At 57.9% G+C, this 12,710-nt stretch carries 11 protein-coding genes, 1 tRNA gene and 2 riboswitches; of the genes, 9 read left to right on the top strand and 3 right to left on the bottom strand.

All coding sequences use genetic code 11. The annotated features are described in order from the left end of the window. Positions 1–56 precede the first annotated feature (56 nt). From ET418_RS14790 to ET418_RS14755, 8 genes are all read left to right on the top strand, one after another. A complete protein-coding gene (locus ET418_RS14790) occupies positions 57–620 on the top strand; it encodes a V-type ATP synthase subunit E (protein WP_149308850.1) in 564 nt (187 codons plus the stop codon). A 3-nt stretch (positions 621–623) separates the two neighbouring features. Then, on the top strand, positions 624–1,586 hold the full coding sequence (locus tag ET418_RS14785; protein WP_149308848.1) for a V-type ATPase subunit: 963 nt from the start codon (positions 624–626) through the stop codon (positions 1,584–1,586). Beyond that, the gene (locus ET418_RS14780; protein ID WP_149308846.1) at positions 1,583–1,906 is read left to right on the top strand and encodes a V-type ATP synthase subunit F; all 324 of its coding nucleotides are present in this window, start codon (positions 1,583–1,585) and stop codon (positions 1,904–1,906) included. Before ET418_RS14785 ends, ET418_RS14780 begins: the two co-directional genes overlap by 4 nt. A 67-nt stretch (positions 1,907–1,973) precedes the next feature. After that, positions 1,974–3,590 (top strand): V-type ATP synthase subunit A, encoded by a 1,617-nt coding sequence (locus tag ET418_RS14775; protein ID WP_149308844.1) that lies wholly within the window; start codon positions 1,974–1,976, stop codon positions 3,588–3,590. Between the two features lie 25 nt (positions 3,591–3,615). Beyond that, positions 3,616–4,938, top strand: coding sequence for a V-type ATP synthase subunit B (locus tag ET418_RS14770; RefSeq protein WP_149308842.1), 1,323 nt, complete (start codon positions 3,616–3,618; stop codon positions 4,936–4,938). After that, positions 4,935–5,555: a V-type ATP synthase subunit D gene (locus ET418_RS14765; protein WP_149308840.1), complete on the top strand. Its 621-nt coding sequence runs from the start codon at positions 4,935–4,937 to the stop codon at positions 5,553–5,555. The genes ET418_RS14770 and ET418_RS14765 overlap by 4 nt, the downstream gene beginning before the upstream one ends. A 137-nt stretch (positions 5,556–5,692) precedes the next feature. Next, positions 5,693–5,768 (top strand) — tRNA-Asn (locus ET418_RS14760). An 888-nt stretch (positions 5,769–6,656) separates the two neighbouring features. Further along, positions 6,657–8,219, top strand: a complete 1,563-nt coding sequence (locus tag ET418_RS14755; protein WP_188055600.1) for a sensor domain-containing diguanylate cyclase — start codon at positions 6,657–6,659, stop codon at positions 8,217–8,219. Between the two features lie 50 nt (positions 8,220–8,269). Here ET418_RS14755 and ET418_RS14750 read toward each other — a convergent pair whose 3' ends face one another. From ET418_RS14750 to ET418_RS14740, 3 genes are all read right to left on the bottom strand, one after another. Continuing rightward, complete coding sequence (locus ET418_RS14750) at positions 8,270–9,181, bottom strand: L,D-transpeptidase family protein (RefSeq protein ID WP_246153114.1); 912 nt, start codon at positions 9,179–9,181, stop codon at positions 8,270–8,272. 227 nt (positions 9,182–9,408) lie between these two features. Then, complete coding sequence (locus ET418_RS14745) at positions 9,409–9,711, bottom strand: Lpp/OprI family alanine-zipper lipoprotein (RefSeq protein ID WP_149308834.1); 303 nt, start codon at positions 9,709–9,711, stop codon at positions 9,409–9,411. Between the two features lie 79 nt (positions 9,712–9,790). Then, positions 9,791–11,110, bottom strand: a complete 1,320-nt coding sequence (locus ET418_RS14740) for a L,D-transpeptidase family protein (RefSeq protein WP_149308832.1) — start codon at positions 11,108–11,110, stop codon at positions 9,791–9,793. A gap of 120 nt (positions 11,111–11,230) precedes the next feature. Further along, a riboswitch (cyclic di-GMP riboswitch) is annotated at positions 11,231–11,307 on the bottom strand. 145 nt (positions 11,308–11,452) lie between these two features. Then, positions 11,453–11,529: riboswitch (cyclic di-GMP riboswitch) on the bottom strand. A 352-nt stretch (positions 11,530–11,881) separates the two neighbouring features. On the opposite strand from ET418_RS14740, the gene ET418_RS14735 reads away from it, so the two are divergent. Beyond that, positions 11,882–12,586 carry a GntR family transcriptional regulator gene (locus tag ET418_RS14735; RefSeq protein ID WP_149308830.1) on the top strand — a complete coding sequence of 235 codons (705 nt, stop codon included), beginning with the start codon at positions 11,882–11,884 and terminating at the stop codon, positions 12,584–12,586. Positions 12,587–12,710 lie beyond the last annotated feature (124 nt).

Genomic DNA, 12,710 nt, shown 5'->3' with positions numbered 1-12,710 from the left:
ATCTGACTATTTTTGAACAACCTGAATTTTTCAACAGCCTGCTAAGGGGGAGCGCCATGGGATACCATGAGCTTGTCGCATCGTTGCGGCGGGATGGTGAGGAACGGGTCGCGGCCATCCGGCGGACGGCGGGAGCGGAGGCCGACCGGATCAGGGGGGATGCCGCCTTGGAGCTGCAGGCGCTGCGGGACGACTACGCCCGCCGCCGGGCGGACGCCGTTGCCGCTGCGGCCGGCAAGCTGGCGGCCGAGGGGCGGCGCCGGGCCGAGCGGATCAGGCTGCATGCCGAAAGCTCCCTGGCCGAGCGGTTGTACGCCGTGGCCCGGGCCTCGTTGCCCGAACTGCGTGATGAAGAGTATGCAACGCATTTCGCCAGCCTGGTCGGGGAACTCCTCCCCTGCGCCTGGGAAACGGTGTGGGTCAATCCGGCCGACGTAGCCCTGGCCCGGCGGCACTTTCCCGGCGCTCGCATAGAACCCGACAGTGCCATCTCCGGCGGCCTGAGGGTTGCGGGGGAGGGGGGGCGGCTCACCATCGACAATACCTTCGAGAAGCGGCTGGAACGGTGCTGGCCCGAGCTCGCCTCCCAGGTGGTGGCGGCGGTCCTGCCCACGGTGTGACCCATGAGGCTCCTGGTCGAACATGGCGGGAGCGGCGTGCCGCTCCCCTACCTCCTGGCGCGTATCATGGGGCGGCGTGCCTACCTGGTGGCGGACTGGCAGCGGGTGCTGGCCGCGGCCGAACCCCTGGCCTCCCTCCCCCCGTCCCCCTATCGCCAGGCCCCGGAGGGGGGGGCGGACGGGGGGCTGTGGGGCGGTCTCCAGCGGGAGTTCGCCTGGGTCCACCGCCAGATGGGGCAAAGCCTCCAGGGGATCTTCGAGCCGTTCTTTCTCACCCTGGAACTGCGCACCCTTTTCATGGCGCTGCGCCTCCGGTTCCGGGGGGAAGAGGGACGCACCCTGGAGGACCTGCTCCGCTTCAGCCTGCTCTGCGCCCCGGTAAAAAGGCTTCTCTGCGAAGGGGAGGATCTGCCGGCAATCCTGGCCGGGGTGGGGGCGCACGCGTCGTTTTGGCCGGACGCGGGGCGAACCTTGCCGGAGATCCTGCGGCACCAGGGGATGCGGGGGTGCGAGGAACGGCTGGTGGATGCCTGCTTGGAACACGCGGCCGCTCGTCGTCTCCATCCCGCTGTAGCTCGGTTTGTGACCCGGCTCATCGACCTGGAGAATCTCGTCGCCCTGGCCAAGCAACTGCGCTGGAGGATGGGGGAGTCCGGTTTTGTGGCGGGGGGGAGTATCGGTGTGGCGCTCCTCCGGGAGGCGGCCCGCGATCGGGAGGGGAGGTCGGCGCGCCGTCTCACTGCCCGCGTGCTGGGGATGGAGCTGGACCCCACCGCCGCCGAGCTGGTCCCGCTCCTGGCGGCCCGGCTCGGCTTGACCCTCCGCCGACAGGGGCGGGAGCCGGACGGGGTCGGCCTGATCCTGGACTACCTCTGGCGGCGTTTGACCGAGACGCGCAACCTGTCCCTGCTCCTCCACGGCGCTGACCTGGAGCGCGAGACCCTGGGAAGGGAGATGGTGCTGTGAAGAAGATCGTCTTCATCACCCCCGGGGATGCCCGACCCGGCTTCGCCCTGGCCGGTTTCCAGCAGCACACGACCACCGTCGCCGGGGTCGAGGAGGCGTTGCGCAGCGTGCTGGCCGACCCGGAGACCAGGGTGGCGGTGGTGGACGAACGGCTGTTGCCGGGCATGAGCGAGGAGCGCTTCAAGGAGATGGGCGCCCGGTGGCCCGGGGTGCTGGTGGTTCTCCCGGCGCCGGAGCAGAAGGGGGCGGAGAGCGAGGAAGACTACGCCCTGCGTATCATCAGGAAGGCAATCGGCTATCATGTGCGCTTGCAGCGGTAGGGGCAGGAGCGGGACCTATAGGTTTCATAAGACCGGAGTAGCTATCCTCACTGAAAAGGACCTCACCATGGACGGACGCATCACCGGCATATCAGGCCCCACGGTCACCGCAAAGATCGGCGGCGTGAAGCTGTGCGACATGGTCCTGGTGGGCCATGCCGGGCTGGTGGGCGAGGTGGTGCGGCTGGAGGGGGAACAGGCCGTCGTCCAGGTCTACGAGAATACCCTGGGACTGGGGGTAGGGGAACCGGTCGTGGGGACCGGGGGGCAGCTCACCGTCACCCTCGGGCCGGGGCTGGTCTCCACCATGTACGATGGCCTGCAACGGCCCCTGGAACGGGTGCGCGCCGCAGTGGGCCCCTTTATCCGGCCCTGCCGGGACATCCCTCCCCTGGACACCGCCGCGGAATGGCGATTCGAGCCGGACCGGAAGGCCGGGGACGAGGTAGGGGCTGGCGAGGTCATCGGGCGCATCCGGGAGGGGGCGTTCGTCCACCTGATAACCGCCCCGGTACCCGGCAGGCTGGGGGAGGTGCGGTCGGGGAGGTGCACCCTGGCGGAGCCGGTGGCCCGCTATGAGAACGGGAGCGGGATCTTTGCCCTCCAGAAATGGCCGGTGCGCCGGCCGCGCCCCTTCCGGCGCAAGCTCCCCCCGGTGCTGCCGCTCGTCACCGGCCAGCGGGTCATTGATTTCCTCTTCCCCCTGGTGCGGGGCGGCACCGCCATCTTTCCGGGCGGCTTCGGCACCGGCAAGACCATCCTGGAGCAGACCATCGCCAAGTTCGCCGACGCGGACCTGGTGGTGTACGTGGGGTGCGGCGAGCGGGGCAACGAGATGGCCGAACTGCTGGAGGAGTTCCGCACCCTGAAGGATCAACACACCGGCGCTTCGCTCCTGTCCCGCACCATCGTGGTGGTCAACACCTCCAACATGCCGGTGGCCGCCCGGGAGGCGTCCATCTACACAGCCGTCACCATTGCGGAATACTACCGGGACCTGGGGCTGCACGTGCTGCTCCTGGCCGACAGCATCTCCCGCTGGGGCGAGGCGCTGCGGGAGATCTCCTCCTCCCTGGAGGAGATGCCGGGCGAGGAGGGGTATCCCACCTATCTCTCGTCCCGGCTGGCGGCCTTTTTCGAGCGCGCCGGGGCGGTGGAGACCCTGAACGGCGCCATCGGCTCCCTCACCATGATCCTCTCCGTCTCCCCGCCGGGGGGGGACTTCTCCGAGCCGGTCACCCAGGCCTGCCTCCGCACCACCGGCGTGTTCCTGATGCTGGATGCCGCCCTGGCCCACAGCCGCCATTATCCGGCCATCAACTGGGCCCAGAGCTATTCCCTCTACGCCGCCGGGGTGACGGGGCACTTCACGGCCCAGGTAGCCCCGGCCTGGGGAGAGATGCAGCAGCGCTGCCGGGAGTTGTTGCAGCGGGAGGAGACCCTGCGGGAGGTGGCGGAGATCGTGGGGGCCGAGGGGTTGCAGGATGGGGACCGGCTCCTGATGATGACCACGGAGCGGATCAGGAACGAGTTTCTCTGCCAGAACGCCTACGGCGACGACGCTTTTTGCGCCCCGGAACGGACGGCGGCAAAGATGGGTGCCATCCTGGCGTTGCACGACCGGGCCGAGGCCGGCCTCAAGCAGGGGCTTTCCCTGGACGAGGCGCTGGCGGGCGGGGCGTAATCGTCCCAGACGACACGAGGTGGCTATGAGACTGAGCGAACATCGATACCGCACCGTCGCCTCCGTGGGGGGGCCGCTCCTCTTCGTGGAAGGGGTCGTGAACTGCCGCATGGGGGAGATGGTGCGGATCATCTACCCGGACGGCACGGCCGTGGCCGGCGAGGTGTTGAAGATCTCCGGCCGGACCGTGCTGATCCAGGTGTTCGGGGAGACCGCGGGCATCGACCTGGGGGCCGAGGTGATCTTCAGCGACGCGGTCCGCCGCGCGCCCCTTGCCCGTTCAATGGTGGGGCGGGTCTTCAACGGCTCCTTTGAACCCATCGACGGCCTCCCCCTGTTTATCCCCGAACAGTGGGGCGGGGTGAACGGCCTCCCCATCAACCCCACGGCCCGGGCCTGCCCCGAGGAGTTCATCGAAACCGGCTTTACCGCCATCGACACCCTCAACACCCTGGTCAAGGGGCAGAAGCTCCCCATCTTCTCCTGCGCCGGGCTTCCCTCCCGGGAGGTGGCGGCCGGCATCCTGCGCAACGCGCGCCTGGCGGGCGGTGGCGAATTCGTGGTGGTGTTCGTGGCCCTGGGGCTGACCCACCACGACTACTCCTTTTACATGGACGCGCTCCAGGAGATGCGCACCGGGTTCGTGGCCTTCGTGAACCGGGCCGACGAGCCGGTGGTGGAGCGGCTCCTGGCCCCCCGCTTCGGCCTGGCCTGCGCCGAGTACCTGGCCTTTTCCTGCGGCATGGACGTGCTGGTGGTGGTGACCGACATCACCAACTACTGCGACGCCCTGCGGGAGGTCTCCACGGCCCGGGAGGAACTCCCCGGCCGCCGGGGCTATCCCGGCTACATGTACTCCGACCTGGCCTCCCTGTACGAACGGGCCGGGCGGATACAGGGAACGGCCGGGTCGGTCACCATGCTGCCGGTGGTGACCATGCCGGAGGACGACATCACCCACCCGATCCCGGACCTGACCGGCTACATCACCGAGGGGCAGATCGTGCTCTCCCGCGAGTTGCACCAGCGGGGCGTCTTCCCGCCGGTGGACGTGCTCCCCAGCCTGTCCCGGCTCATGCAGCGCGGGATCGGCCCCGGCCACACGCGGGATGACCATCGCCGGATCGCCGACGCCCTGTACCGGCACTACGCCAAGGGGCGCTATGTGCGCGGCCTGGAGGCGGTGGTGGGGCGGGAGGGGATGATGGAGGCGGACCGGGTGATGCTCGATTTCGCCGACGCCTTCGAGGCCGAGGTCATCGGCCAGGGCGAGGCCCGGCGGGGGATCGGCGCAAGCCTGGACGCCGGCCTGGCCCTGTTGAAACGCTTCTCTTTGGAGCCGCCATGATCCACCCGACCCGCACCAACCTGCTGCTGCTCAAGGAAAAGGCCCGCTCCGTGACCGGCAGCGTCGGCATCCTCACGGCCCGCCGCCTGGCCCTGATCCGGGAGATCCTGGCCATCTCCACCCCCTTCCTCCAGTCCCGGGCCGAGGTGAAAAAGGCCTACACCAGGGCCCTGACCGAGATGGCGCTTGCCAGCGGCCTGGAAGGGGACGATTTCGTCGGGTCCCTCCCCATGGGGACTGCCCGGGATGTGGGGGTGGAGGTGGGGGAGCGGAACGTCATGGGGCTCCGTTACCGGGAGATCCAGGTCCAGGGGGAGGTGCGCCGCCCCCCGGACGAGCGGGGCTACGACTGCCGCTTCACCACGCCGCACCTGGAGGAGGCCATCGGCCTCTTCGAGGAGATCGTGGCGGAGATGCTGGAGATCGCCGCCTTCGAGGTGCGCATGAAGCGGCTGGGGGAGGAGGTGGTCCGGGTGACGCGGCGAATCAGGGTGCTGGAGGAGCGGGTGCTCCCCGGCCTGCAAAGCGAGATCAAGGCAATCGCCCACTATATCGGCGAGCGGGAACGAGAATCCTTCTACCGCCTGAAGCGTTTCAAGGAACAGCGGAGCGGATGAGCCGGGCGGGGCAAGTGGGATAAATAACATGATATCAATTGCTTTGGCCGTGACCTCCGAGCGGTAATTTTTTTGCGTACATTTTGAGTTGACACGGCCAATAATTCCATGCTAAAAAATCGGCTCTACATCGCTATTCCCCAATAGCTCAGTTGGTAGAGCAGGTGGCTGTTAACCACCTTGTCCCTGGTTCGAGTCCGGGTTGGGGAGCCAAACAAAACAAGGGCCTACAGATTATTTCTGTAGGCCCTTTTTGTTTGTGCCGCACTAACGCCGCCTCGGATGGAACTCCTCCTCGCCCTGCCGTCGCCCTCTTTCGTCCCTCCTTTTTCCCGTTGCGGGAATGCCGCCGCACGTCCCCCTGCGCCCGGCCTCGCATAACTTTTTTTGTATAAAGTGATACAGACGGCAGCGCCCGGACAGGTTTCGGGTGCCGTTTCTCGTGTTAAAACAAGGCGATAGATGCTTGCCGTGTTTGTGTTAAATTTATTAACATGTTGAAATTGCATTGAAATATGCGTTTTCATGGAGTAGAAGGGACAAGTGAAGGGACGGAGGACAAGGTGCGATACATGGCGATGGATGCCAAGGTCGGCCGGAGCGACAGCCGACGGCTGCTTCCATCGCCTGATCAGAAGAGTGATCGGTGCCTGCCCCTTTATTGCGCCCCGAGATAAGGAGCTGGGAAAGCTTGTAAAAAAGATGGGGGCCGCACTGGGTTTGTAAAATGTGTAGGTTTGACACCCCGATTGTTTGCATGTTTACCCATTCTTATTTAACAGAATCGGAATCTAATTACCAAATCTCATGTAAATGGCATCAAATTAAAATTTTGTATCAAAACGACACATTCGAAGGGGTTGGATACATAGTTTGCTATATTAGTTATGTGAAAACAGCTGAATATGAAATTGATCAAAAATGTTAATTTTTTTAACAATTTGAATTTGATTTGAAATTGATGTTCGAGTGATGTAGAAGGAGGAAGTTAACATAAATCACAATAGTATATTGCGTTATGGAAAATTACTCTGGGGAGATGATCACAACTGAAGAAAAAACGCTGATTAGAAATGAATCCGGGGAATGAGCAGGTATGAAATGCACAAATTTAAGTTAGAGGAGTATAGAGGTAACATCAAATGCCACCGTTTGTCTTCGTGGCTTTACCTCTGCTATGGAATTGGAATTTGTGCAATATTGCTGGCCATTTATGCTAAAATTAATGATTGTAAGTATGAGTTCAAGAATACTGCTCATTTGCTGGCAGAAGAAGTTGATCGTAAGCTTGCTGCAAACGAATCTGTACTCTCTGGATTTGCTGCTTTTCTACAGGCCGTAGACAAAGAGGATAAATATTCTGCCTGCCGTTATGCAAATGCTGCTCTTTTGCCCTACAAACATATATATATGATTGAGGTTGCCAAAAAAGTTAAACGCAGTAATCAAGATGATTTTGTTAAAGCTATGCGCAAGGGATGGCGGAATGACTTCAAGCTTCGCAACTTTGCTGAAGTTACTAAAACGGACAGGGTAAATCCATCGTCAAATTATATATGGCCAATTATCTTTATGTACCCATATTTGCCGATTGCCGATTCAATCTATGGAGTAAATCTAGATACGGTCCCTCATCTTTCACCCGCACTTAATAGGGCATATATATCAAACCATCCAATTGCCACCCCCCCATTTCAACTGATGGAAGGAGGCTCAGCATATATTTTACTTCAAAAAGTAGAACGACCAGAGAATAAAAATTCTGCATTAGAGCTAAATTTCTTTGGGAACGACATGGTTGTCATGTTGTTAGTTAAAACAAATAAGTTGCTACCGGATATTGTCGACCGTTACGTTGGTATCTCTGCAACAATATTTGATGATGCTACTTCAACATCTCACATTATTTTTAACCACCCTGCCAAAATTAAATCATGGTTTGATGGACTGTTTTTGCCACATTTTACAGGTAGTATTATATCGTCATCTTCATCACAACCCGTAAGAATAAACTTTGAGCACCAGTTAAGTTGGGCTGAGTTATTAGATATTAACCTGCTGGTCGTTATTGGGCTTATTTTAAGCACAACATATTTTATTTTACGCAATATTAGGCGACATTATCAAAACCTTACTCTTGTAACAGAGAGACATGAACAGGCTGAATATCTAGCCATGCATGATGAGCTGACCGGATTGGCTAATCGCCACCTATTGGTAGATCATGTGCAACAGACCATCAACCGTTGGCGCCGTAACGGCGTATTGGCTGCATTAATTGTCATTGACCTTGATAATTTTAAAGAAATCAATGACCGCCTTGGGCATGATGCTGGTGATGCTGTCTTGGTCGAAACGGCAAAACGAATAAAAGCACTGGTTAGGTCTACTGATACTGTCGCAAGGTATGGTGGAGATGAGTTTATCATAGTGATTAACGATATCCTCTCCGTTGAAGATGTAGCTGCAATAGCAGAAAAAACTCTTAAAAATATTTCCGAACCAATCTTCTGCGGTAAAGAGAAACTTGAAATTACATGTAGCTTAGGTATTGCCATATGTCCTCAAAACGGTCAAGATTATGATGCACTACGTTATGCCGCAGATAAAGCCATGTATAAGGCAAAGGAAAGTGGGCGTAATGCTTTCCGTGTTTCGAACTGATATAGCTTGCTTCTGATATTCCATCCGATTGAACGGCGTGCCCCTGCCCCCTACGGCCGTATCTCGACAACTGTATTGAGCGACACCAGCTTGTAAATTTCCTCTATCTCCTCGTCGGTCACGGCGATGCACCCTTTCGTCCAATCCTTGTTTGCCTGAAGATCGCCAACCCACGAGAAACCAGCCTTGATCCCGTGGATCATGATGTCGCCGCCCGGAGAAACGCCCAGCTCCTTTGCCCGTTTCTTGTCCCGCTCGTTTGGGTAGGAGACATGGAGGGCTTGGTGGTACTGGCTGTTCTTGTTCTTCCCATCGATGACGTAGGTCCCTTCGGGGGTTTTGTTATCCCCCTGCCGTTCCTTGGGGCCATCCGGATTTCCCCCCAGGGCGATCTTGTAGGTTTTGAGTACCTCACCCGTTGAGATCAACATCAGCCGTCGTTCTTTTTTTTCTATCACGATCCTGTCCACCGATCTCTTCCGGGTGGCAAAATCCAGAACATTCTGTTCGAGCGCCATTATCCGCTGGTGCAGCGTAGCTACTTCATTCTCCTTGCCTTTTGCCTCTTGATGGAGAACCCCGATTTGTGCCTGCTGCTCGGCAATCAATCGGTCCTTGAAAATAACATTGTTGATGGTAAAGACCATCATTTCGCTGTTTGGCCGGTAGTCACTCCCCGGATATCCCGTGATGAGCTTTTGGAAACAGTCCAGGGATTTCGCATAATCCTTGTGTTCATTCTTGGGGTGGGAATAAATGACACCCATTTCAAACAGGACCCGGTCTCTCGCTGTGGGCTCTTTTTCCAACATCTGTCCGTATTTGTTCAGAGAGGCCTGGTACTTCCCCTGGCTGAAGAGATCATTGGCCTCTTCGAAGGCGGCCTTGTCGTGAAAACCTCCCTGCATGCCGCTGCATCCGACCATGAGCATCGGCGTCAGTACGATACAGACAAGGAACAAGAAAAGGCGTCCATTCCTCTCCCCCTGTTTCCCGACCCCAGATGCCGAAGAACGTCTGAAGCCATCAGACCGTATGATTTGGCAGGCTCTCGGTTGCCCCATCTTTTCACCCCCGGGCGGATGCAACGGGACCATCCTGTCCCGATACGCGTACATGGCGAATGATGAAGCGGCAGGGGGGTGAGACCCTGCCGCTTCATCATCCTAAGCAGTCATCTGGAATCGACTCATTTCCTCATGGATCTCTGGAACACCGCGTCGGCTTTTTTTGCCTTCTCGTCGGCGATCTTTTCCCGTGCTTCAGCCTCCTTGGTTGCAGCATCGGCGCGGGCTGCGGCGGCATCTGCATTTAACTTGGCCGCATCGGCCGCCGCCTTGGCAGCCTGCGCATCCCGCAATGCCTGATCAGCCTTTGCATCAATCAGTTTTTGCTGGGCCTGCATTTTCTCCAGGTCACCGGTTGTGGCACAACTCATCAACGTTATCGCGGGGAAAAACATCATTGCCACCAGTAAAATACTTTTTTTCATCTCTAATTACCTCCCTTTCGTTGGTTTGCCCAGTTTCAATGTGTGACTTCAAAACAGGGCCCTGCTCCATAAACACGATTCACATCTTCCTGACCGGCTCAATCACGATACCGTCCATATCCAGATCAAGCTTCAGGCGTCTGGTCGCCTCCCTGGCCTCGCCGGCGGTGTTGAAGGGACCGGCGATAACACGGTAACTGTTGCTCTTTGGTATAACCTGCGCCGGGATCGGCGGTCCCTGGTGGTTGATAATGGCGGCCATTCTCCGGGCGTCGATCTCGTCATGCACATCGGCGGCCAGCACATACCACGCTGCCATGTTCAGCTCCGGCGGTTCCGGCTTGCCGTACAGTTTTGCCGGGTGCTCGACCTCCACCAGTTTGGGAATCCCTTCTTCACTCCCTGGGCTCGTTTCGAAGATGGGAACCGGAATCCCCCTGGCTTCGGCCTGTACCTTCTTGATCTTTTCCCAGTCGAGCGGGCGCGCCGACTTTTTTTCAATGGCTTTCAATTTTTCATAGATTTTCTGCAACTCTGCGGCGCCCGAGTCTTCCTGGGGCGTATGGGCTTCCAGGTACAGCACGCCATTGCGTTGGCCAAGGAGGTAGGGCTGATTGACAATGACGACCGGTGTAGAAACCGGAGTGTCGCTGAAGAGCGTCTTGATGTTTTCCGGGTAGAGCCTCATGCAGCCGTTGGTCGCCTTGAGGCCGATACTGGCCGGCTTATTGGTGCCGTGGATCAGATACCCCGATTTGCTGAGATAGAGCGCGTATTCTCCCAAGGGGTTCTGGGGCCCCGGCGGGACTGCCGCGGGCAGGATGTCCCCTTTTTTTCTATGATCCGCGGCAATCGAAGCGGGCACATGCCAGGTCGGCCGGGCTGCCTTGCGCTCCACGCGCATGGGGCCTTGGGGCGTGGGTCGCTCTCTGGTCCCGACCCCGACCGGGTAGGTGGCCACCACCGGCGACGTGCCATCCCCCTTATACTGAAAGAGCCTCATGGTGGCCAGATTGACCACAATGCCTTTTCTCGGAGCGTTCGGCAGGATAAAACTCAGGGGTAACATGGTACGCACACCGGCCTCGGGCGCCCAGACATCCACCCCCGGATTGGCGGCGCTGACGGCATTGAGCCCCAAGCCGAAGTGGCGGGCGATATCCGGCAGCGTATCCCCCTTTTCAAGTTTGACGACCGCCAGCCGACCAATGACATCGTCCCCTTTGGCGACCGGAAACCTGTTTCGTTCGATCTCCTTTTCCACATGGTCCGGGGCAAGCCATGAGTCCTCCTGGGGAGCTTTTACCGTCGCACATCCCTGGAGAGCTACGATGAATAACCATAGAGCTATAAGGCGAAACCACTGGGGCAAGAGTGACGGGGCAACGATTCGGCGCATGGGTAATATGGTACCTTTCTCACTGGTCTAAAAGTTATGCCGACAACAGCTTCCCCTTGGGAGGGGGCCGCAATGTCCGGGTCCGGACACAAAAAAACCGGGGCCGAAAAAGAGGTGAATTTCGGCAACCCGGCTGTCTCAGTGAGACCCTGTAGGCTTTCCGCCCCATCCTCGCGGATGGTTGAGTATTATCGTGTACCACCAAGCAGTTGTATGCCGTTTTCCGCCACCGACGCGAACCGGCATACTACGGCCCTATAAAGGTGCACCTCGTGTTGACTCGACCTCCAGTGCTGTTTTGATGACAAAAAAAAGCCGGGTTGCCGAATATCTTTGTGATATTTCGGCAACCCGGCTGTCTCAGTAAGACCCTATAGGCTTTCCGCCCCATCCTTGCGAATGGTTAAGTATTATCGTCTATCTCTAAAATTTGGGCCTTTCTACCAGTTCCATGGGGCGATGTCAATTTTATTCTAAGAATAAGGTTTATTTGACGCGCCCGTCACAAGCGTCCGTGAACAAAATACCCTTGTATTTCGTAATGCGTCAGAAGGTTTCATGACGGGAGAGGGGGTGGAAACGGGTGTTCAGATCTTGGGTGATTCTTCTTGCATGGGGGCATGCGGAACTCGAAATGGCAGGCGAAAAAGTTTTGCTGAGCGTAACGTTTGTGGAGCTATATTTTATTTAAAATAAAAGTGTCGACAGAATTGTCTTGATAAGACGTTTTTTGAGGTATAGTATCTCCTCAAAGAGAAAGGTGTCGACAGCATGACCGTGTTAAGTAACGAAACGAGCCCGTTATCGGCCCCCCTGACCGATCGTATTTTTGATCTGCTGCAGGATTCGATAATCAAGGGAGAGATCCCCGCGGGGAGCAAAATTTCAGAACCGGAACTGGCCAAGGCGTATGGTGTCAGTCGCGGGACCTTACGCGAAGCTTTGAGCCGCCTTGAAGAACGGCATCTCATCGTTCGGTCGCCAAACCATGGGGCAAGGGTCATATCGCTTTCTTATGAGGAACTGATTGATACGTACCAGATCCGTGAAGTCCTGGGAGGGTTGGCGTGCAGTCTCGCCGCCCAAAACATGACTGGTGATGAAATCGGAGAGCTGAGAAGGCTTCTTGATGAGCATGAGAAGAGTATCGAGGAGGACCATGGGCTCTCCTATTATCAGAAAGAAGGAGAACTTGACTTCCATTACCGGATTTTGCAGGGGAGCCGCAACAAAAAGCTCCTCGTCATCCTCGATGGCGGTCTTTACCAGTTGATCCGCATGTACCGGTATCAGTTCAGCACAGCGAGTCCCAGGCCCTATCTGGCCTTGAAAGAGCATCGTCGCATTGTTGATGCAATCGAAGAGCGGGATTCCGAGCTTGCCGACCTCCTTATGCGACGCCACATAAGAACCGCACGCATAAACGTTGAGGAACGGCACAAAAGTGCGATGACCAAGGATGCGGACAATGGCTGATCAAAGCTCCGCGGGGAACCTTTTCAGGCGGGCAATCGCCTCAGAAAAACAAACACGCAAGCAGAAGATTGAGGATTCCCGTCCACGCACCAGCATATTGATTTGCTTGAATTCAGCCACAGTT

Origin of the sequence: Oryzomonas rubra, assembly GCF_008369015.1 — a bacterium.
Classification (GTDB): Bacteria; Desulfobacterota; Desulfuromonadia; order Geobacterales; family Pseudopelobacteraceae; genus Oryzomonas; species Oryzomonas japonica.
This window is presented reverse-complemented; position numbering and strand designations above follow the sequence as displayed.

Coding starts and splice junctions, on each gene's coding strand:
- ET418_RS14765 (WP_149308840.1), top strand. CDS start 4,935: ATGATCCACCCGACCCGCACCAACCTGCTGCTGCTCAAGGAAAAGGCC.
- ET418_RS14775 (WP_149308844.1), top strand. CDS start 1,974: ATGGACGGACGCATCACCGGCATATCAGGCCCCACGGTCACCGCAAAG.
- ET418_RS14740 (WP_149308832.1), bottom strand. CDS start 11,110: ATGCGCCGAATCGTTGCCCCGTCACTCTTGCCCCAGTGGTTTCGCCTT.
- ET418_RS14735 (WP_149308830.1), top strand. CDS start 11,882: ATGACCGTGTTAAGTAACGAAACGAGCCCGTTATCGGCCCCCCTGACC.
- ET418_RS14770 (WP_149308842.1), top strand. CDS start 3,616: ATGAGACTGAGCGAACATCGATACCGCACCGTCGCCTCCGTGGGGGGG.
- ET418_RS14785 (WP_149308848.1), top strand. CDS start 624: ATGAGGCTCCTGGTCGAACATGGCGGGAGCGGCGTGCCGCTCCCCTAC.
- ET418_RS14745 (WP_149308834.1), bottom strand. CDS start 9,711: ATGAAAAAAAGTATTTTACTGGTGGCAATGATGTTTTTCCCCGCGATA.
- ET418_RS14755 (WP_188055600.1), top strand. CDS start 6,657: ATGCACAAATTTAAGTTAGAGGAGTATAGAGGTAACATCAAATGCCAC.
- ET418_RS14790 (WP_149308850.1), top strand. CDS start 57: ATGGGATACCATGAGCTTGTCGCATCGTTGCGGCGGGATGGTGAGGAA.